Here is a 20,255-nt window from a genome sequence, read left to right as displayed (position 1 = left end):
CCCCTTCCGCCCCTCAATTCACTCCGAGCGCCTGCTCATTGGGGTGAATTCGCGGGACGGAATGGATATGCAGTGCTGGGGGGATCGTGGAGTGGGGAACGTGTGGGGGGCTCGCGTTCTCCACTCCACAGTGAGCAGCGAACGCTAGGCGAAGACCGCCAGGCTCTTCGCTTTGCCCTTCGACTCCTCCACCAGGGCCAGGAAGCGCCCCTCCGGCCCGAACACCGCGATGGGGCCACCGACTCCCAGCCCCGGGGCGTCCAGCCGTACACCGTTCGACAGCAGCCGCGCCTGCTTCTCGTCCACGTCCCAGCGCGGGAACGCGGCGGCCGCCGCCTCCGCGATCGGCATGACGGGCAGGCGGCGCTCGTCGGAACTGTCGGAACTGTCGGCCGCTTCCTGGAGCTGCTCGAGCGTGTGCGCCGCTTCCAGCCCGTACGGCCCGACCCGGGTCCGCCGCAGGGCGGTCAGATGGCCGCCGACGCCCAGGCCCGCGCCCAGGTCGCGTGCGAGGGCCCGGATATAGGTGCCGGATGAGCACACCACCGTGGCGTCCACATCGAGCACAGCCGTACCGTCGTCCGCTACGGCCTCCCGCACCTCGTGCACCACAAAGGACGACACGGTCACCGGCCGCGCCGCGAGCTCGAACTCCTCGCCCTGGCGCACGCGCGCGTACGACCGCTTGCCGTCGATCTTGATCGCGCTGACCTTGGACGGCACCTGCTGGATGTTGCCCGTCAGTTCAGCGACCCCGGCCTCGATGGTGTCCCGCCCGACGCCCGAGCCTCCCGCAACGCCCGTAACATCCGTAACGCCCGCGGATCCCGCAACACCCGCTGAGGCGGTGATCTCGCCCTCCGCGTCATCCGTCACGGTCATCTGCCCGAGCCGGATCGTCGCGACGTACTCCTTCTCCGTCAGCGCCAAGTGCCCCAACAGCCGCGTCGCTTTCTCGACGCCGATGACGAGCACGCCCGTGGCCATCGGGTCGAGCGTTCCCGCGTGACCCACCCGCCGCGTCCGCGCGATACCGCGCATCTTCGCGACGACGTCGTGCGAAGTGAAGCCGGACGGCTTGTCGACAATGATCAAGCCGTCCGGCCCCGTGCTTCTGGTCTTCGCCATCATTCGGAGGCTTTGTCCTCGATGTCCCTGACGTCCTCGACGTCTTCGTCCTCGTCAGGCTTGCGGTACGGGTCCGCGTCCCCGGCGTAGGCCGCGCCCGTGGACGCCTCCCGCACTTCCTCGTCCTTCGCCCGCGCCTTGTCGAGCAGATCGTCGATGGTGCGGGCGTTGTCCGGCAGGGCGTCGGGGACGAATGCCAGGGTCGGGGTGAAGCGCACCCCGGTCTGCCGCCCGACCTCGGACCGCAGCACGCCCTTGGCGCTCTCCAGGGCGGCAGCCGAGGCCGTCCGCTCCTCGTCGTCCCCGTAGACCGTGTAGAAGACCGTGGCCTCCCGCAGGTCGCCGGTGACCCGGGCGTCCGTGATGGTCACGAACCCGAGCCGCGGATCCTTGATACGGCGATCCAGGGTCTCCGCGACCACGACCTGGATGCGGTCGGCCAGCTTGCGGGCCCGCGCGTTGTCGGTCACCGGTCCGTCTCCTTCTTCTCTTCCACCATGGTGATACTCGCGACGCCGACGCGGTCAGTCGTCATCGCCGCCGTGGAACCGCCGTCTTACGGACAGCAGCTCCACCTCCGGCCGTGCGGCGACGAAGCGCTCGCACCGGTCCAGTACGTCGTTAACATGCCCCGCGTCCCCGGAGACCACGGCCAGGCCGACCTCGGCCCTGCGATAGAGGTCCTGCTCACCGACCTCCGCCGCGCTCACCGCGTACTTGCGGTGCAGCTCGGCGACGATCGGGCGGACGACGGAGCGTTTCTCCTTCAGCGACCGTACGTCCCCGAGGAGCAGGTCGAAGGACAGCGTCCCTACATACATGCAGTGCGGGTCAAGCCACCCGTGGGGCCTCGTCCATCGCCCTGCCATTGCCTCGGGCAGGGACACCAGAACCGTACACGCAACGGCCGGGGCCGATCGACGGGAATTAGCTCCGCCGACCGGCCCCGGGTCGCTCTGCCTACGATCAGCCGCGCGGCTTCTCGCGCATCTCGTACGTCGCGATGACGTCGTCGACCTTGATGTCGTTGAAGTTGCCGAGGTTGATACCGCCCTCGAACCCTTCGCGAATCTCGGTGACGTCGTCCTTGAAGCGACGCAGACCCTCGATGTTGAGGTTCTCCGCCACGACCTTGCTGTCGCGGATGAGGCGCGCCTTGGTGTTGCGCTTGACCTCGCCGGAGCGGATGAGGACACCCGCGATGTTGCCGAGCTTGGACGAGCGGAAGACCTCGCGGATCTCCGCCGTGCCGAGCTCGATCTCTTCGTACTCCGGCTTGAGCATGCCCTTGAGGGCAGCCTCGATCTCCTCGATCACCTGGTAGATGACCGAGTAGTAGCGCACGTCCACGCCCTCGCGGTCGGCCATCTGCGTGGCACGCCCCTCGGCGCGCACGTTGAAGCCGATGACGATGGCGTCGGAGCCGGTCGCCAGGTCGATGTCGGTCTCGGTGACCGCACCCACACCGCGGTGCAGGATGCGCAGGTCGACCTCGTCGCCGACGTCGAGCTGGAGCAGCGAGGACTCGAGAGCCTCCACCGAACCGGACGCGTCGCCCTTGATGATGAGGTTGAGCTGCTGCACCTCGCCGGCCTTGAGCACCTTGTCCAGGTCCTCCAGCGAGACCCGGCGGGTCCGCTTGGCGAACGCGGCGTTGCGCTCACGGGCCGCGCGCTTCTCGGCGATCTGGCGGGCCGTACGGTCCTCGTCGACGACGAGGAAGTTGTCGCCGGCGCCGGGGACGTTGGTGAGACCCAGGACCAGGACGGGGGTCGCGGGACCCGCTTCCTCGATGTTGTTGCCGTTGTCGTCGAGCATGGCCCGGACGCGGCCGTACGCGTCGCCGGCGACCATCGTGTCGCCGACCCGCAGGGTGCCGCGCTGGACGAGCACGGTGGCCACGGCGCCACGGCCGCGGTCGAGGTGGGCCTCGATCGCGATGCCCTGCGCGTCCTGCTCCGCGTTGGCGCGCAGGTCGAGCGAGGCGTCCGCGGTGAGGACCACGGCCTCCAGCAGGCTGTCGATGTTCAGACCCTGCTTGGCGGAGATGTCGACGAACATGGTGTCGCCGCCGTACTCCTCGGCCACCAGACCGAACTCGGTGAGCTGACCGCGCACCTTGGTCGGGTCCGCGCCCTCGACGTCGATCTTGTTGACCGCGACCACGATCGGCACCTCGGCGGCCTTGGCGTGGTTCAGCGCCTCGATCGTCTGGGGCATCACACCGTCGTTCGCCGCCACCACGAGAATCGCGATGTCGGTGGACTTCGCACCACGGGCACGCATGGCGGTGAACGCCTCGTGACCCGGGGTGTCGATGAAGGTGATCTTGCGCTCTGCCTCATTGACCTCGGTCGAGACCTGGTACGCACCGATGTGCTGGGTGATGCCGCCGGCCTCGCCCGCGATGACGTTGGTCTTGCGGATCGCGTCCAGCAGACGCGTCTTACCGTGGTCGACGTGACCCATGACGGTCACCACCGGCGGACGCGCGACGAGCATTTCCTCGCCGCCCTCGTCCTCGCCGAACTCGATGTCGAAGGACTCGAGAAGCTCTCGGTCCTCCTCCTCCGGGCTGACGATCTGGACGACGTAGTTCATCTCCTCGCCGAGGAGATGCAGCGTCTCGTCGGAGACCGACTGGGTCGCGGTGACCATCTCGCCCAGGTTGAGCATCACCTGGACCAGGGACGCCGGGTTGGCGTTGATCTTCTCCGCGAAGTCGGTGAGGGAGGCACCACGCGACAGACGGACGGCCTGCCCGTTGCCGCGCGGCAGCATCACGCCGCCGACGGACGGGGCCTGCATGGCCTCGTACTCCTGGCGCCTCTGCCGCTTCGACTTACGGCCGCGACGCGCCGGACCGCCGGGACGACCGAACGCACCCTGTGTGCCGCCACGGCCACCGGGACCGCCCGGACGACCGCCGAAACCGGGACGGCCACCGCCGCCGCCGAAGCCGCCGCCGGGGCCACCGCCACCGGGACGACCGGCGAAACCGCCGCCGCCACCGGGACGAGCGCCACCGCCACCACCGGGACGACCGGCGAAACCGCCGCCGCCACCGGGACGACCGCCGCCGGCACCGCCGGGACGGCCGGCACCGCCGGGACCGCCGGGACCACGACCGCCACCGCCGCCGGGGCCCGGACGGGGGCCGGCAGCCGGACGCTGGGGCATCATGCCCGGGTTCGGACGGTTACCCGCGGGGCCGCCACCAGGACGGGGACCGCCCTGAGCGCCCTGCGGACGGGGCATGCCGCCCGGGCTCGGACGGGCTCCGCCCGGACCCTGCGGACGCGGAGCGCCCTGGCCGCCTGCACCCTGCGGGCGCGCGCCGCCCGGGCCACCCTGGCCACCGGGACGCGGAGCACCACCGGGACGGGGCGACTGCGGACGGGCCATGCCGGTGCTGCCGCCGGACGTGAAGGGGTTGTTGCCGGGACGCGGACCGGACGGACGACCGCCCGGACGCGGGGCCTGGCGCTCGCCGCCGGGGCGCGGGGCACCCGGACGTGCACTGTCGCCACGGCCCTGGCCACCCTGGCCGGACGGAGCGGGACGGGCCGGACGCGGGCCGGGGGTGCCGGCCGGCTTGGCACCGGGGGTCGCCGGGGGTGCGGTGAACTCCGGGGGAGTCGGCGCCGGTGCAGCGGCCTGGGCCGGCTCGGGCTTGGGAGCCGGGGCCGGGGCCTTCGGGGCCGGACCGGGGCGCGGGCCCGGGGTGGCCGGTGCCGCGGACGGGCTGCTCTTGGGGGCCTCGGCAGCAGCCGGCTTGGGGCCGGGCGCCGGAGGCTTGGGGGCAGCGGGACGGGCCGTCGCACCCGGGGTGGGGGACGGCTTGGCGGGCGCCGCCTTGCGGGGCGCCGAGGGCTTACCGGCGGCACGGCCGGAGCCGTTGCCCTGCTGGAAAGCGTCAGTCAGTTTGCGTACAACCGGCGCCTCGATCGTCGAGGACGCCGAACGTACGAACTCACCGAGTTCTTGGAGCTTGGCCATGACGACCTTGCTCTCAACTCCGAACTCCTTGGCGAGCTCGTATACCCGGACCTTAGCCACTTCGCTCCTTTTAGGTCCGGGTTACGCCGGACCGTCGCTACTTCATGGGCGTACTCATCGCGTACTCATCGAGTGCTCATCGCAATCTCGACCTACTTCCAACTCGCGAGGTACCTGACCGCACGGTTTGTCCGTGCCGTTCTCTTACGGTGTTGCCTGTTCGGCCTGCTCGACATACCGGCGGAGGGCCGTCGTATCGAACGGTCCCCGGCCTCGGAAGGCCCGGGAGAACGCTCGGCGGCGGACCGCCAGATCGAGACAGACCGGGGCGAGGTGCACATACGCACCCCGGCCGGGCAGCGTACCGCGAGGATCGGGAACACAGGAGTCCTCGATCAACGCGATGCGCAACAGATCTCTCTTGGCCGCTCGCTCCCGGCATCCCACACAAGTTCGCTCAGGGCATGCGCGGGCATGCGTCCGGCCAGACACGCTTAAGTCTACCTCCCCGCGCCGACCTCACCCTGCTGGGGTAATGCCTGCACGGCTGATCGTTATTTCGGTTGCGGCAGCCGGCTCCCCGGCTGTCGATCTTCCGGCCGCCTGCTCCCGGCGGCCGGATCGGCGGTCAGCTCTGCTCGGAGCGCTCTGCCGCCGGCTGCTGCTCGGTGTCGGGGCGGATGTCGATCCGCCAGCCGGTGAGACGGGCGGCCAGCCGGGCGTTCTGTCCCTCTTTGCCGATCGCCAGTGACAGCTGGTAGTCGGGGACCGTGACGCGGGCGGAGCGCGCGGCGAGGTCGACGACCTCGACCTTGCTCACCCTCGCGGGAGACAGCGCGTGCGCCACCAGCTCCGCCGGGTCGTCCGACCAGTCGACGATATCGATCTTCTCGCCGTGCAGCTCGGCCATGACCGCGCGCACCCGGCCGCCCATCGGGCCGATGCAGGCGCCCTTGGCGTTGAGCCCCGAGCGGGTGGACCGTACGGCGATCTTGGTGCGGTGGCCCGCTTCGCGAGCGATGGCCGCGATCTCCACCGACCCGTCCGCGATCTCCGGGACCTCCATCGCGAAGAGCTTCTTCACCAGGTTCGGGTGGGTGCGGGAGAGGGTCACGGACGGGCCGCGTACGCCCTTGACCACGCGGACGACATAGGTGCGCAGCCGGGTGCCGTGCGCGTAGTCCTCGCCCGGAACCTGCTCCTGCACGGGCAGGATCGCCTCGAGCCTGCCGATGTCCACCAGGATGTTCTTGGGGTCCTTGCCCTGCTGGACGATGCCGGCGACGACATCGCCCTCACGGCCCGCGTACTCACCGAAGGTGATCTCCTCCTCGGCGTCCCGCAGCCGCTGCAGGATGACCTGCTTGGCGGTGGTCGCGGCGATCCTGCCGAAGCCGGAGGGGGTGTCGTCGAACTCGCGGGGCTCCTCGCCCTCCTCGAGATCAGCCGGGTCCTCCTTGGCCCACACGGTCACATGTCCGGTGCTGCGGTCCAGCTCCACGCGTGCGTGGCGGCGGCTTCCCTCCGTGCGGTGATACGCGATGAGGAGGGCAGCCTCGATCGCCTCGACCAGCAGATCGAAGGAGATCTCCTTCTCCCGTACCAAACCCCGCAGGGCGCTCATGTCGATGTCCACGGCTACGCCTCCTCCTGGCTCTCGTCGTCAGCGGCCGCGGCACTTTTCTCGGCGGCCTTGCGGTTGAACTCGATCTCCACCCGGGCCTTGGCGATGTCGCCGAAGGCGATCCGCCGGGGGGTGGGCTTGCGCCCCTTCACTCCCGGCACCTCCAGGTCGAGCCCCTCGTCGTCGACGGCGATGATCCGGGCGACCAGTTCGCCACCCTCGGTGAGCCTGGCCTTGATGAGCCGACCGGTGGCGCGCCGGTAGTGACGGAGTTCGCTGAGGGGCCGGTCGGCGCCTGGGGAGGTGACCTCGAGGACGTACGGGGCTCCGCCCATGACGTCGGACTCGTCGAGTTCCTCGGAGACCGCCCGGCTCAGCTCGGCGCAGGCGTCCAACTGGACACCCTCGTCGGAGTCCACCACGATCCGGAGCACGCGCCGCTTCCCGGCCGGTGTCACATCGATCTCTTCCAGATCCAGATCTCGCGCGGCAACCAGCGGTTCGAGCAGTCCGCGCAGCCTCTCGCTCTGGGTGGTGCTCATCCGGGTGACTCCTCGGCCGCGTTTGCTGTTGTGGGAAGGTCGCGTGTCAGGTCAAAGGGTATCCGGTCATGGGCGGCGTTGTTGCCGTCCGCCTCCTGCAGTCGTGGGACGAGCCGGTCGACGATCTTGACGGGGCGCACCGGTACGCTCAACTCCGGCCGATCAAGGACGTCCGTCCCCGCCGGCTCTCCCCTCCCGACCCGTCGGCCTTTCGACGCCGCTCGCTCCACAGGATGTGAACCGTGCCGCTCCCCACGCCGTCGCGGCCGCCGTCCGGCCCCCGCAGAAGGAGCCTGCTGGCCGGTGCCCTCGGCGCCACCACGACCGTCGGCCTGCTCGCCGGATGCTCCGGACAGGGATCAGAGGCGGAGCGTGCCGAGGCGGCCGAGCGGAGTTCGGAGGCCAAGAAGCTGCGCGAGCGGAGCGCACGGGACTCGCGAGCACTGCTGGTGCACTACGACGCGACGGTCGAGGCCCATCCCGGGCTCGCGGAGCAGCTCCGGCCGATGCGGGGCGCGGTGGCCCAGCACGAACAGGCGTTCCTCACTCCCCGACGGCCGTCGCCGTCCCCCTCGGGGTCCTCGTCCGAGTCCTCCTCGCAGTCCTCCTCGCCCTCCGCCGCCCCCAGCCGCTCTGCGGGACCGCCCCCGTCCGTGCCCAGGGACCAGCAGGCGGCGCTGTCGGCTCTGGCGGGCGCCGAGCGGCGTACGGCCGACGCCCGCACCGCCGCCCTGCTCGACGCTCCCCCGGAACTGGCCCGGCTGCTCGCCTCGGTGGCGGCGGCCGGCGCGGCCCACGCGTATCTCCTCACGGAGGGCGGCTGATGCGCACCGTGCCCGCAGCGTCCGCCGCATTCGCCGCGGGTGACGGCATCCCGGTCGCGCACCGCGCGCCCAAGGGCCTGACGGCCGAGTGCCCGGGGAGCATCGCGCGGAGAGTCGTCCCGGTACCCGGGATTACGCGTATGACCAGGGGCTTTCCTATCCACCGTGACCCGCGAAGCACGTCGGGGCCCGCAGACACGTCGCAGACCAGCCGGTCCAGGAGAGACGCCATGACGACCGAGACAGCCCCCTCCGGCAGCGCGCGCCGGAAGGCAGCACTCGCTGCCGCGCAGGCCGCGCTGGGCGCCGAGCACGCCGCGGTGTACGGGTACGGCGTGGCCGGCGGGCGGATGGGGGACAGCAGGCAGAACGAGGCGCGCGAGGCCTACGACGCGCACCGGGCACGCCGGGACTCCATCCGCCGCGCCGTCCGTGCCCTCGGGGGCAAGCCCGAGTCCGCTGCGGCCGCTTACGTCCTGCCCTTCCCGGTGCCGGACGCCGCCGCGGCGGCCCTGCTCGCCGCAGAGATCGAGGACCGGGTGGCCGGGGTGTACGCCGACCTCGTACGGGACTCGGACGGCCCGCTGCGCCGCGAGGCCGCGGGCGCCTTGCGCGAAGCGGCAGTGCGGGCGGTGCGCTGGCGAGGCGGGAGCGTAGCCTTCCCTGGGCTCGCCGAACGGCAGGTCACGACCGAGCCGTCCGAGTCGGTGAGCAGCACCCCGGATGCGCTTTGACCGCGCCACCGTTATGGAAAGGGACAGCTCAGGGATGGTTTCGGCAGCAGGCCCCGACGGCAGCACCTCCTCCCTCGAGCCACCGCGCCGTCTCGTACGCGCGCTGGCCGAAGAGGGCGGGGACGCCGGCGAGGAGTGGCTGCAGGCCCTGCCCGGGCTGGTCCAGGACGCCCTGAAGCGCTGGGACTTGACCCCCGAGCGGGTCCAGACGCCGGGCGGCCGAAGCAGCCTGGTCGTGCTCGTACGGCGGGCGGACGGGACACCCGCGGCGCTCAAACTCGTCGCTCCCGGGCCACGGTCCGTATCCGAGTACGTGGCGCTGGCGCGCTGGGACGGCAAGGGCGCCGTCCGGCCGCTGGAGGCCCGGCCGGAGGTGGGCGCGCTGCTGCTGGAGCGGCTGCACGGCGAGGTCTCCCTGCGGTCCTTGCCGGAGGCCAAGGCGCAGCTGGAGGCGGCCGGCACCGTGCTGCGGCTGTGGGTCGACCCGGGCGGGGAACACCCCTTCGAGTCGGTGGCCGACCGGACGGGCCGGATGGCGGAGGCGCTGCGCTCGGCGTCCGCAGAGCCCTGGGCGGAGGCCGCCCGGCCGCTGATCGACGAGGCACTGGCCGTACGGGAGGAGCTGACCGCCGCCCCGTTCGAGACGGTGCTCCTGCACGGCCGTTTCCGGCAGGGCAAGGTGCTGTCGGCAGAGCGCTCGCCCTGGCTGGCGGTCGGCCCCGAGCCGCTGGTCGGCGAGCGTGCGTACGACCTGGCGCGGCTCGTCCGCGACCGCCCCGAGGACTTGGTCGCCGCCCCGGGCGGCGCGTCCGCGGCCCGCCGACGCGTGGCCAAACTGGCGGACTCCCTGGACCTGGACCGCGACCGCCTGCGCGGCTGGACGCTCTTCCGCGCCGTGGAATCGGGCGTACGTTCCCTGTCCGCGGGCCATGACCAGGACGGCGAACTACTACTGGAGTTCGCGGGCTGGCTCTGAGAACCGCAGTCCGTTCGGTGCTCTCCTGCGCGCTTGCTGCGCAGCAGCCGCCCGTCGGCGTGGGCCCCGTCGTCGCCGACCGGGCCGGGACTCGACGCGATCCCGGGTGTCACCAGGCCCGGAGCCCTGGGCCGGTCTCACCGGCGCCTGGCCATGCCCGCTGACCCCTGGTTCCTGCCCCCCGGCACACAAGGCGGCTCACGGAGCCTGACTTCGCGAATCGGAGCGGCACACCCGAGCCGATGCGGCACACCCCGGGCCGGGGTGTCCCGAGCCGAGGCGCTGCACCCGGGCCGGGGTTCCCCTTGCCGGAAGCCGGGGACCGCGCGGCAGGCGCCCCCCGGCCGGACAAGGAAACCGCCCGCTCAGCCCTTCGCGAGTCGCGCCAGGGCCTCGTCCACCGCCAGCTCCTCCCGCTCGCCGGTGCGGCGGTCCTTGAGCTCCACAATCCCCTCGCCCGCGCGGCGCCCCACGACCAGGATCGTCGGCACCCCGATCAGCTCCGCGTCGGTGAACTTCACGCCCGGCGACACACCTGCCCGGTCGTCGACGAGCACCCGGACACCCGCCGAGTGCAGCTTCTCGGACACCTCCAGGGCGAGTTCGGTCTGCTGCGCCTTACCCGCCGCGACGACATGCACATCGGCGGGCGCGATCGCCCGCGGCCAGCACAAGCCCTGCTCGTCGGCCGTCTGTTCGGCCAGCGCGGCGACGGCCCGGGAGACGCCGATGCCGTACGAGCCCATGGTCACCCGGACCGGCTTGCCCTCCCGCCCGAGTACGTCGAGTTCGAACGTGTCGGCGTACTTGCGGCCGAGCTGGAAGATGTGCCCGATCTCGATGGCCCGGCCGATCTCCAGGCCGGTGCCGCACCGCGGGCAGGGGTCACCCGGCTCGACCACGACCACGTCCAGGTACGCGTCGACCTCGAAGTCCCGGCCGGACACCACATTGCGGGCGTGCTTGCCGTCCTTGTTGGCGCCGGTGACCCAGGCGGTGCCGGGCGCGATCCGAGGGTCGGCGATGTAGCGGAAGGCGGTGCCCGCCATGCCCTGCGGGCCGACGTAGCCGCGTACGAGATCCGGGCGGCCGGTGAAGTCCTCGGCCGTCACCAGCTCCACCACAGCCGGCGCGAGATGCTCGCCCAGCTTGCCGAGGTCCACCTCGCGGTCCCCCGGCACGCCGATGGCCGTGATCTCTCCGTCCACCTTGACCAGCAGGTTCTTCAGGGTCGCGGAGCGCGCGACGCCCAGGTGCTCGGCGAGGGTCTCGATGGTCGGGGTGTCGGGGGTGTCCAGTTCCTCGACGGCCGGGTGCTCGACCTGCTCCACGACCGGTACGGGCACCGTCACGGCCTCGGTGTTCGCGGCGTAGTCGCAGGCCGGGCAGTCCACGAAGGTGTCCTCGCCCGCTGCGGCCGGGGCCAGGAACTCCTCCGACGCCGAGCCGCCCATCGCTCCGGAGACCGCCGACACGATGCGGTAGTCCAGGCCGAGCCGCTCGAAGATCCGGGTGTAGGCCTCGCGGTGCAGCTGGTAGGACGCGGCCAGCCCTTCGTCGTCGGCGTCGAAGGAGTAGGAGTCCTTCATCTGGAACTCGCGGCCGCGCAGCACACCGGAGCGGGGCCGTGCCTCGTCGCGGTACTTCGTCTGGATCTGGTAGAGGGTCACCGGCAGGTCCTTGTAGGACGTGCACTGGTCCTTGACGACCAGGGTGAAGATCTCCTCGTGCGTGGGGCCGAGCAGATAGTCGGCGCCCTTGCGGTCCTTGAGCCGGAACAGCAGCTCGCCGTACTCCTCCCAGCGGCCGCTGGCCTCGTACGGCTCCTTCGGCAGCAGGGCGGGCAGCAGCACCTCCTGGCCGCCGATGGCGTCCATCTCCTCGCGCACGACGCGCGAAACGTTCTCCAGGACCTTCTTGCCCAGCGGCAGCCAGGTCCAGATCCCCGCGGACGACCGGCGGACGTACCCGGCGCGGACCAGCAGCTTGTGGCTGGTGGTCTCGGCATCGGCCGGGTCGTCGCGCAGTGTCTTGAGCATCATCCGGGACATGCGCTGGACCATGACGTTGTCTCCTGCGTACGAGGTGCGGTTGGCAGGAGGCTATCCGGCGGACGGTCGAGGCTGTTAACCGCCCGGACAACCCCCCCGACCCGGCCCGGGGTCCGGGCGGCGGATCAGCGGCAGCGGGGCGCCCATGACGACGTACGGACTGGGGGCGCTCGGGAAGAGGACCCGGCGCGCGAGGTCGCGGTAGCCGAGCGCACGGTAGAGGGCGCGCGCCGGGCTTTCGGTCTCGATCGCGGACAGGATGCTCCGGGGCTGCGCGGAGCCGTCCGTGATGGTGGTGATCAGCTCGCGGCCGATTCCGCGCTTCTGGTGTGCGGGGTGGACGTGCAGCTCGGTGATGACGAAGGCGTCGTCGAGCCAGCCGTCGTGCCCGGTGCTTCGGAGATAGGGCTCGACGACGGTGGACCACCAGTGGCCGCGGTCGTTGGGCATGCCGTAGACGAAGCCGACGAGACGGCCGTCGGACGCTGTGGCGCCGAGGGCCCGGGCTCCGGGGCTGGCGAGGTGCCGCAGGACGATATGGCGGCGTACGCCGATCTCGTCGTGGGTGAGGCCGAACGCGAGCGCCTGTACCGCCAACGCCTCGTCCACCCGGGCGGCAAGGTCGAGGTGCCCGACCACGACGTCATCCATGTCCGCGACCCTACCCGCGGACGGCCGGCTCGAGGGCCGTCTCGTTCTGCCCGGACCGGTCCGCACATGCGCTCGGAACAGCACGCTCGCCATGCCCTCGGAACAGCGCGCTCAGAACAGCACGCTCATGAACGCACCGACCTCGTGGAAGCCGACGCGGCGGTACGCGGCACGGGCCGCGGTGTTGTAGTCGTTGACGTAGAGGCTGGCGATCGGGGCGACATCGTTCAGCGCGTACCGCAGGACGGCGGCCATGCCGGTCTCGGAGAGCCCTCGGCCGCGGTCCTCCGGTGCGACCCAGACACCCTGGATCTGGCACGCCTGCGGCGTCGCCGCGCCGATCTCCGCCTTGAAGACGACCTTGCCGTCCTCGATCCGGGCGAAGGCGCGGCCGGCCCCCACGAGTTCCGCGACCCGTGCCTGGTAGAGGAGACCGCCGTCGCCCGCGAGCGGTGAGACGCCGACCTCCTCGGTGAACATCGCCACGCAGGCGGGCATGACGAGGTCCAGCTCGTCCTTGCGGATACGGCGGACGAGCGGGTCGGGCGTGATGGCGGCCGGGACGGAGCTGGTGACCATGAGCGGCTGGCGGCGCCGGACTTCACGGGCGGGGCCCCAGCTCGGCTCGAGCAGGGACCACAGCTGGGCGGTGGGCTCGGCGGGGCCGACTATGGAGGAGCAGCGCCGGCCCGCGCGCCGGGCCCGGTCGGCGAAGCCGCGTACGGCTTCGGGGCCGGCGCAGATGGGGACGAGGTTGGCGCCGGCGTAGCAGAGCGATTCGAGCCGTCCGCCCGCGTACCAGCCCCACATCTCGCCGCCGAGGCGCCACGGGTCGAGTCCGGCCACCTGGACGCGGGCAGCGACAAAGGCATTGGCCACCGGGTCGCGGTCGAGGACCGCGAGCGCGGCGTCCAACTCGCCGGGGTCGAGAACCCGGGTGGTGGTCGTCGTCAACACGTCGGAATGCCTCACCGTACGGGCCGGGGTCCCTCCTGCGCCGAAGGCGGCGACAGGTACAGGAAGGACCGGTCTCCGCACTGTACCCGGCCATGCTGGTGAGTGCTGCCCACCGTGGTGAGCCCACTCCCGGCTGTGACCCTGAGCGTCCTCCGGACCGCTGTGCAGCGGGGTGGCCGGCCGGCAGAGGGATGGTCAGCCGATGGAGACCTCGGGCTCGCCGGAGAGGACGCCGTCCTTCTCCATCTGTTCGGCGATCTTCATGGCTTCCTCGATCAGCGTCTCCACGATCTTCGATTCCGGCACGGTCTTGATGACCTCACCCTTCACGAAGATCTGCCCCTTGCCATTGCCCGAGGCCACCCCCAGGTCCGCCTCCCGCGCCTCACCGGGACCGTTCACCACACACCCCATGACGGCCACCCGCAGCGGCACCTCCATGCCCTCCAGGCCCGCCGTCACCTCATCCGCCAGCTTGTACACATCCACCTGCGCCCGCCCGCACGACGGACACGAGACGATCTCCAGCCGCCGCTGCCGCAGATTCAGCGACTCCAGGATCTGAATGCCGACCTTGACCTCCTCGGCCGGCGGCGCCGACAACGACACCCGGATCGTGTCCCCGATCCCCTCCGACAACAGCGCACCGAACGCCACCGCCGACTTGATCGTCCCCTGGAACGCCGGACCCGCCTCCGTCACCCCCAGGTGCAGCGGGTAGTCGCACTGCGCCGCCAGCTGCCGGTAGGCATTCACCATCACCACCGGATCGTTGTGCTTCACCGAGATCTTGATGTCCCGGAACCCGTGCTCCTCGAACAGCGAGCACTCCCACAACGCCGACTCCACCAGCGCCTCCGGAGTCGCCTTCCCGTACTTCTCCAAAAGCCGCTTGTCCAGCGACCCCGCATTCACCCCGATACGGATCGGCACCCCCGCGTCGGACGCCGCCCGCGAGATCTCCTTCACCTGGTCATCGAACTGCCGGATATTCCCCGGATTCACCCGTACCGCCGCACACCCCGCGTCGATCGCCGCGAACACATACTTCGGCTGGAAATGAATATCCGCGATCACCGGAATCTGCGACTTCCGCGCGATCACCGGCAACGCGTCCGCGTCATCCTGCGAAGGACACGCCACCCGGACGATCTGGCAGCCCGACGCCGTCAACTCCGCGATCTGCTGCAACGTCGCACCGATGTCCGCCGTCACCGTCGTCGTCATCGACTGCACCGAAATCGGAGCGTCCCCACCCACGGCGACAGAGCCGACCTGGATCTTGCGGCTGACCCGCCGGTCGGCGAGCTTGGTCGGAACGGTCGGCATTCCAAGCGAAATCGCGGTCATCGTGCGAGCATCCCCAAGGTGTGGATCAAGGTCCCGAGATCGGCGGGCTCCGGCCATCGAGATTACGGCACGGGGCGCCGCCCAGGCACATCCCGCCCCCCGGACGGCCCCCGCGCCCCCGCGAACAGCGACAGCCGGGTGAAGATTCACCCGGCTGTCACGGAGCGTTCCGGTCTAGGAGATTCTCACCGGGTTGACGAGGTCGGCCACCAGCACCAGCAGCGTGAAGCAGATGAAGATCCCTGCGACCACGTACGCGACCGGCATCAGCTTGGCCACATCGAAGGGGCCCGGGTCCGGACGCCGCACGATGCGCGCCACATGCCGCCGTACGGCCTCCCACACGGCTCCCGCGATATGCCCGCCGTCCAGTGGCAGCAGCGGCAGCATGTTGAACAGGAACAGCGACAGGTTGAAGCCCGCGACCAGGAAGAGCATGGTCGCGACCCGCTGCTCCGGCGGGATGTCGAGGTTGAAGACCTCACCGCCGACCCGGGCCGCGCCGACCACGCCCATCGGCGAGTCCGGCTCGCGCTCCCCGTCGCCGAATGCCGCGTCCCACAGGGCGGGCACCTTGGCCGGGATGTCTATCAGCGACTGCACGCCCGAGGTGATCATGTCGCCCATACGGTCCGCCGACTGCCCGAGGGACTGCTGGACGACACCGGTGGCCGGGCTGAAGCCAAGGAAGCCCGCCGTGACGTACTCGCCGGGAACCGCGCGCCCGCTGCCGTCGTTCTTGGCGACCTGGTTCTTCACCAGGTTCGCCCGGAGGGTCTTCGCCTCGCCGCCTCGCTCGACCGTGATCGAGGCGGGGCCGATGGTGTCGCGGATACTGCCCTGGAGCGCGCTCCAGTCCTCGACCGGCCGGCCGTTGAAGGCGACGATCTTGTCGCCGGGCTTGAGACCGGCGGCCTCGGCGGGCGAGGCCGGGTCCCCGGCGGCGCACTTGTTGCGGTTCTCGCTCTGTGAGATCACGCAGTCCGAGACGGAACTGACGGTGGTGGTCTGGGTGTTGATGCCGAAGCCCATCAGCACACCCAGGAAGATCACCACGGCCAGGATCAGGTTCATGAAAGGGCCGGCGAACATCACGATGACGCGCTTCCACGGCTTGCGCGTATAGAACAGCCGCTTCTCGTCACCCGGCCGCAGCTCCTCGAAGGCGGCCGAGCGGGCGTCCTCGATCATGCCGCGCCACGGCGAGGTGGAGCGTGCCGCGATCTTGCCGTCGTCGCCGGGCGGGAACATGCCGATCATGCGGATGTAGCCGCCGAGCGGGACCGCCTTCACGCCGTACTCGGTCTCGCCCTTGTGCCGCGACCAGAGGGTCGGGCCGAAGCCGACCATGTACTGCGGCACGCGGATGCCGAAGAGCTTGGCGGTGGACAGGTGCCCGAGCTCGTGCCAGGCGATGGAGAACAGCAGGCCGACAAAGAAGACGACTATGCCGAGAACCGTCATCAATGTCGTCATACGTGAGCCTCCGCTGTCGCCTTCGCTGCCAGTTCGCGGGCGCGGGCGCGCGCCCAGGTCTCCGCTTCGAGGACGTCCGCGACGGTCAGGCCGGTTTCCCGCGGCGTGCCGCGTTCGGCGACCACGTCGGCGACGGTATCCACAATTCCAGTGAACGGCAGCTTTCCGGCCAAGAAAGCGTCCACGCACTCCTCGTTCGCCGCGTTGAACACCGCGGGAGCGGTGCCACCGAGCCCGCCGACGTGACGGGCGAGGCCGACGGAGGGGAAGGCGTCCTCGTCGAGCGGGAAGAACTCCCAGGTCGAGGCCAGCGTCCAGTCACAGCCGGGCGCCGCGTCGGGAACCCGCTCGGGCCAGCCGAGGCCGAGCGCGATCGGCATCCGCATATCCGGCGGGCTCGCCTGGAGGAGCGTGGAGCCGTCGACGAACTCGACCATGGAGTGGACGTAGGACTGGGGGTGGACGACGACGTCGATGCGGTCGAAGGGGATGTCGTAGAGCAGATGCGCCTCGATGACCTCCAGACCCTTGTTGACCAGCGTCGCGGAGTTGATCGTGATGACCGGTCCCATGGCCCAGGTGGGGTGGGCGAGGGCCTGCTCGGGGGTGACGGTCGCCAGCTCCCGCTTCGTACGGCCGCGGAACGGGCCGCCCGACGCCGTGACGACGAGTTTGCGCACCTCGGCGCGGGTACCGCCCATCAGCGCCTGGAACAGCGCGGAGTGCTCGGAGTCCACCGGCACGATCTGGCCGGGCTTGGCGATCGCCTTGACCAGCGGGCCGCCGACGATCAGCGACTCCTTGTTGGCCAGGATCAGCACCCGGCCCGCTTCGAGAGCGGCGAGGGTCGGCGCGAGGCCGATGGAACCGGTGATGCCGTTGAGGACGGAGTGGCAGTCGGTGGCGGCCAGTTCGGTGGCGGCGTCCGGCCCGGCCAGGATCTCGGGCAGCGGCTCCCCGCCGTACTGTCCCGACAGCGCTTCGCGCAGCGCGGGCACCACGTCCCGGCGGGAGACCGCGACCGTACGGACTCCCAGCCGGCGGGCCTGCTCGGCCAGCAGCTCCACCCTGCCGCCCGCCGCGGAGAGGCCGGTGACGCGGAAGCGGTCGGGGTTGCGCAGCACCACGTCGATGGCCTGGGTGCCGATCGAACCGGTGGAGCCGAGGATCACGATGTCCCGCGGTCCGCCGCCGGCGGCTGCCGGAAAGCGGTCATGGGGGTGGGCGAGAGAGTCCGTCATCCCCCCATTGTGGCCGTACTCCCCACCTCGCCGGACAGGGCGTCCCCCGCTGCGGTGTCCGCGCCCGGCTCCCGCATGGCGCGGTACGGACCGGCCGGTGGCGCGCCGTACGGCTCCCAGGGGTCTCACGGGCGGACGGCGCGGGGGTCCGGGGCACCATGTCGATGGTCCCCCTACAGCCCGGAGCCGGGTATCTCCGCGTGGGTCGGAGACACCCGGCTCGTCCGCGTCAGCGCTTCGGCCGGCGCGCGTCGGTCACTGTGAACGGATCGGCCGGTGCACGTTGGGCTTCTTGGCCGGGCCCGGGGTGGCGTCGGCGATCCACGGGCCGTCGCCCGAGGGGTCGATGATGCCCTCCTCCAGCCAGGTGTACGCCCCGCCGAGAACCCCGTCCACGACCTTGCGGTCCAGCTCGTCGGTGTTGTTCCAGAGCCGGCCGAAGAGCTCCTCGACGCGGATACGGGACTGCCGGCAGAAGGCGTCGGCCAGCTGGTACGCCTCGCGGCCGTGGCTGCCGGTCGTCCGCAGCAGCTCGGCCCGTACGCATGCCGCGCTCATCGCGAACAGCTCCGCGCCGATGTCGACGATCCGGCCGAGGAAGCCCTGCTTGGTCTCCATCCGGCCCTGCCAGCGGGACATGGCGTAGAAGGTGGAGCGGGCCAGCTTGCGGGAGGAGCGCTCGACGAAGCGGAGGTGGCCGGAGAGGTCGGCGTGCCCGGCCGGGTTGAACTCGCCGAACGTGGTCGGGAGCTGACCGGGGCCCGCCACCAGCTTCGGCAGCCAGCGAGCGTAGAAGCCACCCGCCTTGGCGCCTGCCCTGGCCTTGTCCGAGAGCGACTTGTCCGGGTCGATCAGGTCGCCCGCGACCGAGAGATGGGCGTCCACGGCCTCCCGGGCGATCAGCAGATGCATGATCTCGGTCGAGCCCTCGAAGATGCGGTTGATCCGCAGGTCGCGCAGCATCTGCTCGGCGGGTACGGCCCGCTCGCCGCGAGCGGCGAGGGAGTCGGCCGTCTCGTAACCCCGGCCGCCGCGGATCTGCACCAGCTCGTCGGCCATCACACAGGCCATCTCGGAGCCGTACAGCTTGGCCAGCGCCGCCTCGATCCGGATGTCGTTGCGGTCCTCGTCCGCCATCTGGCTGGCGAGGTCGAGAAGGGCCTCGAGGGCGAACGTGGTGGCGGCGATGAAGGAGATCTTCGAGCCGACGGCCTCGTGCTTGGCGATCGGCCTGCCCCACTGCTCACGCACCGCGGACCACTCGCGGGCGATCTTCAGACACCACTTGCCGGTACCGGCGCACATCGCGGGCAGCGAGAGACGCCCGGTATTGAGGGTGGTCAGCGCGATCTTGAGGCCGGCGCCCTCGGGTCCGATGCGGTTCTCGGCGGGGACACGGACCTGGTGGAAGCGGGTCACCCCGTTCTCGAGGCCGCGCAGGCCCATGAAGGCGTTGCGGTTCTCGACGGTGACGCCTTCGGAGGCCGTCTCGACGACGAAGGCGGTGATCCCGCCCTTGTGCCCTTCCGATTTGGGCACCCGCGCCATCACGACGAGCAGGTCGGCGACCACGCCGTTGGTGGTCCAGAGCTTCACGCCGTCGAGGATGTACGAGTCCCCGTCCGGAACGGCGGTGGTCGCCAGCCGGGCCGGGTCGGACCCGACGTCCGGCTCGGTGAGCAGGAAGGCCGTGATGTCCGTACGGGCGCAGCGCGGCAGGAACGTGTCCTTCTGCTGCTGGGTCCCGAAGAGCTTCAGGGGCTGCGGCACGCCGATGGACTGGTGCGCGGAGAGCAGGGCACCGACGGCGGGGTTGGCGGAGCCGACCAGGGCGAGGGCTCTGTTGTAGTAGACCTGCGTGAGGCCCAGCCCGCCGTACTTCGGCTCGATCTTCATACCGAGCGCGCCGAGCTCCTTGAGGCCGTTCAGCACCTCGTCGGGGATCTGCGCCTCGCGCTCGATCCGGGCGCCGTCGATCTGCGTTTCGCAGAAGTCCCGCAGCTTGGCGAGGAACTGCTCGCCGCGCCGGGTGTCCTCGTCTGCCGGCGTCGGGTGCGGGTGGATCAGATCGAGTCGAAAGCGGCCCAGGAACAGCTCTTTGGCGAAGCTCGGCTTACGCCAGTCCTGCTCGCGGGCGGCCTCGGCGACCTGGCGCGCTTCGCGCTCGGTAACGGTAGGCCTGGCGGATGTGGCAGTCATGGAGGGGTCACCTCGCCGCTGAGTCGGGGCGGTACCGGTCGACTAACTACCTGTCGGTGCTACTCGACCGTATGTACCCAATCCGCGCGCGCTATACCAGTCCTGGCGCGCTACCCATCGGATGGACGCCCCGACTCGCGGATCAGCCCTCCGGGTGGATCAGCCCTCGTTGGTACGCGCGGACGAGCCGACGCGGGACGGTGTACTCGCTGCCGTCGATCACGATGGGTACGAGGTCGGGGGTGCTCGCCTTCCACTGGGCCCGGCGGTGGCGGGTATTGCTGCGGGACATCTTGCGCTTGGGAACTGCCATGGTCTGCCTCCTCGGGTGGTTCCGCAACTCTATATGAAAACGATTGTCGCTTCCATTTCGCTGACCGTAATTCGCTGACCGTAAAAAGCGGCCGGGGGGGGGGCGCGTGGTTATGGCGCCCCCCGCCGCCCCCCTTTAATACCGCGATTGGGCACCCCCGGGGGGGGGGTCTGTAGGCGGGGGCCCGCGC

At 70.8% G+C, this 20,255-nt stretch carries 18 protein-coding genes; 3 read left to right on the top strand and 15 right to left on the bottom strand.

Going from position 1 to position 20,255, the window contains the following annotated elements; all coding sequences use genetic code 11:
• Window positions 1-144: 144 nt before the first annotated feature.
• The 7 genes from truB to rimP form a co-directional block, all read right to left on the bottom strand.
• Window positions 145-1,128, bottom strand: a complete 984-nt coding sequence (gene truB / locus ABZW18_RS28740; RefSeq protein WP_356192932.1) for a tRNA pseudouridine(55) synthase TruB — start codon at window positions 1,126-1,128, stop codon at window positions 145-147.
• A complete protein-coding gene (gene rbfA / locus ABZW18_RS28735; RefSeq protein ID WP_356192930.1) occupies window positions 1,128-1,598 on the bottom strand; it encodes a 30S ribosome-binding factor RbfA in 471 nt (156 codons plus the stop codon). Before rbfA ends, truB begins: the two co-directional genes overlap by 1 nt.
• Window positions 1,599-1,652: 54 nt before the next feature.
• Window positions 1,653-1,949, bottom strand: coding sequence for a DUF503 domain-containing protein (locus tag ABZW18_RS28730; RefSeq protein ID WP_356192928.1), 297 nt, complete (start codon window positions 1,947-1,949; stop codon window positions 1,653-1,655).
• A 145-nt stretch (window positions 1,950-2,094) separates the two neighbouring features.
• Window positions 2,095-5,187: a translation initiation factor IF-2 gene (infB, locus tag ABZW18_RS28725; protein ID WP_356192925.1), complete on the bottom strand. Its 3,093-nt coding sequence runs from the start codon at window positions 5,185-5,187 to the stop codon at window positions 2,095-2,097.
• 144 nt (window positions 5,188-5,331) lie between these two features.
• Entirely contained in the window at window positions 5,332-5,619 is a 288-nt protein-coding gene (locus ABZW18_RS28720) for a YlxR family protein (RefSeq protein WP_356192922.1), read from the bottom strand.
• 136 nt (window positions 5,620-5,755) lie between these two features.
• Window positions 5,756-6,763, bottom strand: coding sequence for a transcription termination factor NusA (gene nusA / locus ABZW18_RS28715; RefSeq protein ID WP_356192920.1), 1,008 nt, complete (start codon window positions 6,761-6,763; stop codon window positions 5,756-5,758).
• 2 nt (window positions 6,764-6,765) lie between these two features.
• The gene (rimP, locus tag ABZW18_RS28710) at window positions 6,766-7,293 is read right to left on the bottom strand and encodes a ribosome maturation factor RimP (protein ID WP_356192917.1); all 528 of its coding nucleotides are present in this window, start codon (window positions 7,291-7,293) and stop codon (window positions 6,766-6,768) included.
• A 242-nt stretch (window positions 7,294-7,535) separates the two neighbouring features.
• Here rimP and ABZW18_RS28705 point away from each other — a divergent pair, with 242 nt between their 5' ends.
• From ABZW18_RS28705 to ABZW18_RS28695, 3 genes are all read left to right on the top strand, one after another.
• The gene (locus ABZW18_RS28705) at window positions 7,536-8,117 is read left to right on the top strand and encodes a hypothetical protein (RefSeq protein ID WP_356192915.1); all 582 of its coding nucleotides are present in this window, start codon (window positions 7,536-7,538) and stop codon (window positions 8,115-8,117) included.
• A gap of 230 nt (window positions 8,118-8,347) precedes the next feature.
• A complete protein-coding gene (locus ABZW18_RS28700; RefSeq protein WP_356192913.1) occupies window positions 8,348-8,851 on the top strand; it encodes a ferritin-like domain-containing protein in 504 nt (167 codons plus the stop codon).
• Window positions 8,852-8,885: 34 nt separating this feature from the next.
• The gene (locus tag ABZW18_RS28695; RefSeq protein WP_356192911.1) at window positions 8,886-9,827 is read left to right on the top strand and encodes an aminoglycoside phosphotransferase family protein; all 942 of its coding nucleotides are present in this window, start codon (window positions 8,886-8,888) and stop codon (window positions 9,825-9,827) included.
• A 365-nt stretch (window positions 9,828-10,192) separates the two neighbouring features.
• Here ABZW18_RS28695 and ABZW18_RS28690 read toward each other — a convergent pair whose 3' ends face one another.
• The 8 genes from ABZW18_RS28690 to rpmF form a co-directional block, all read right to left on the bottom strand.
• Window positions 10,193-11,890, bottom strand: a complete 1,698-nt coding sequence (locus ABZW18_RS28690; RefSeq protein ID WP_356192909.1) for a proline--tRNA ligase — start codon at window positions 11,888-11,890, stop codon at window positions 10,193-10,195.
• A gap of 63 nt (window positions 11,891-11,953) precedes the next feature.
• A complete protein-coding gene (locus ABZW18_RS28685) occupies window positions 11,954-12,529 on the bottom strand; it encodes a GNAT family N-acetyltransferase (protein ID WP_356192907.1) in 576 nt (191 codons plus the stop codon).
• Window positions 12,530-12,640: 111 nt separating this feature from the next.
• Window positions 12,641-13,486 (bottom strand): GNAT family N-acetyltransferase, encoded by an 846-nt coding sequence (locus ABZW18_RS28680; protein ID WP_356192905.1) that lies wholly within the window; start codon window positions 13,484-13,486, stop codon window positions 12,641-12,643.
• Window positions 13,487-13,681: 195 nt separating this feature from the next.
• The gene (ispG, locus tag ABZW18_RS28675; RefSeq protein WP_356192903.1) at window positions 13,682-14,836 is read right to left on the bottom strand and encodes a flavodoxin-dependent (E)-4-hydroxy-3-methylbut-2-enyl-diphosphate synthase; all 1,155 of its coding nucleotides are present in this window, start codon (window positions 14,834-14,836) and stop codon (window positions 13,682-13,684) included.
• Window positions 14,837-15,010: 174 nt separating this feature from the next.
• A complete protein-coding gene (locus tag ABZW18_RS28670; RefSeq protein ID WP_356192901.1) occupies window positions 15,011-16,312 on the bottom strand; it encodes a site-2 protease family protein in 1,302 nt (433 codons plus the stop codon).
• Entirely contained in the window at window positions 16,309-17,553 is a 1,245-nt protein-coding gene (gene dxr, locus ABZW18_RS28665) for a 1-deoxy-D-xylulose-5-phosphate reductoisomerase (RefSeq protein ID WP_356192899.1), read from the bottom strand. Before dxr ends, ABZW18_RS28670 begins: the two co-directional genes overlap by 4 nt.
• Window positions 17,554-17,808: 255 nt before the next feature.
• On the bottom strand, window positions 17,809-19,752 hold the full coding sequence (locus ABZW18_RS28660; protein WP_356192897.1) for an acyl-CoA dehydrogenase family protein: 1,944 nt from the start codon (window positions 19,750-19,752) through the stop codon (window positions 17,809-17,811).
• Window positions 19,753-19,894: 142 nt separating this feature from the next.
• Complete coding sequence (gene rpmF, locus ABZW18_RS28655; RefSeq protein ID WP_356192895.1) at window positions 19,895-20,065, bottom strand: 50S ribosomal protein L32; 171 nt, start codon at window positions 20,063-20,065, stop codon at window positions 19,895-19,897.
• Window positions 20,066-20,255 lie beyond the last annotated feature (190 nt).

The sequence above is a fragment of the Streptomyces sp. NPDC004647 genome (assembly GCF_040609575.1).
Lineage (GTDB): Bacteria > Actinomycetota > Actinomycetes > Streptomycetales > Streptomycetaceae > Streptomyces.
Note: the sequence above shows the minus strand (reverse complement) of the source record. Positions and strands in the feature narration are given on the sequence as shown.

Excerpts from the sequence above, each read along its gene's own strand:
- truB (WP_356192932.1), bottom strand. The coding sequence starts at position 1,128 with ATGGCGAAGACCAGAAGCACGGGGCCGGACGGCTTGATCATTGTCGAC.
- ABZW18_RS28730 (WP_356192928.1), bottom strand. The coding sequence starts at position 1,949 with ATGTATGTAGGGACGCTGTCCTTCGACCTGCTCCTCGGGGACGTACGG.
- rimP (WP_356192917.1), bottom strand. The coding sequence starts at position 7,293 with ATGAGCACCACCCAGAGCGAGAGGCTGCGCGGACTGCTCGAACCGCTG.
- ABZW18_RS28700 (WP_356192913.1), top strand. The coding sequence starts at position 8,348 with ATGACGACCGAGACAGCCCCCTCCGGCAGCGCGCGCCGGAAGGCAGCA.
- ABZW18_RS28695 (WP_356192911.1), top strand. The coding sequence starts at position 8,886 with ATGGTTTCGGCAGCAGGCCCCGACGGCAGCACCTCCTCCCTCGAGCCA.
- ABZW18_RS28690 (WP_356192909.1), bottom strand. The coding sequence starts at position 11,890 with ATGGTCCAGCGCATGTCCCGGATGATGCTCAAGACACTGCGCGACGAC.
- ABZW18_RS28685 (WP_356192907.1), bottom strand. The coding sequence starts at position 12,529 with ATGGATGACGTCGTGGTCGGGCACCTCGACCTTGCCGCCCGGGTGGAC.
- ispG (WP_356192903.1), bottom strand. The coding sequence starts at position 14,836 with ATGACCGCGATTTCGCTTGGAATGCCGACCGTTCCGACCAAGCTCGCC.
- ABZW18_RS28670 (WP_356192901.1), bottom strand. The coding sequence starts at position 16,312 with ATGACGACATTGATGACGGTTCTCGGCATAGTCGTCTTCTTTGTCGGC.
- dxr (WP_356192899.1), bottom strand. The coding sequence starts at position 17,553 with ATGACGGACTCTCTCGCCCACCCCCATGACCGCTTTCCGGCAGCCGCC.
- ABZW18_RS28660 (WP_356192897.1), bottom strand. The coding sequence starts at position 19,752 with ATGACTGCCACATCCGCCAGGCCTACCGTTACCGAGCGCGAAGCGCGC.
- rpmF (WP_356192895.1), bottom strand. The coding sequence starts at position 20,065 with ATGGCAGTTCCCAAGCGCAAGATGTCCCGCAGCAATACCCGCCACCGC.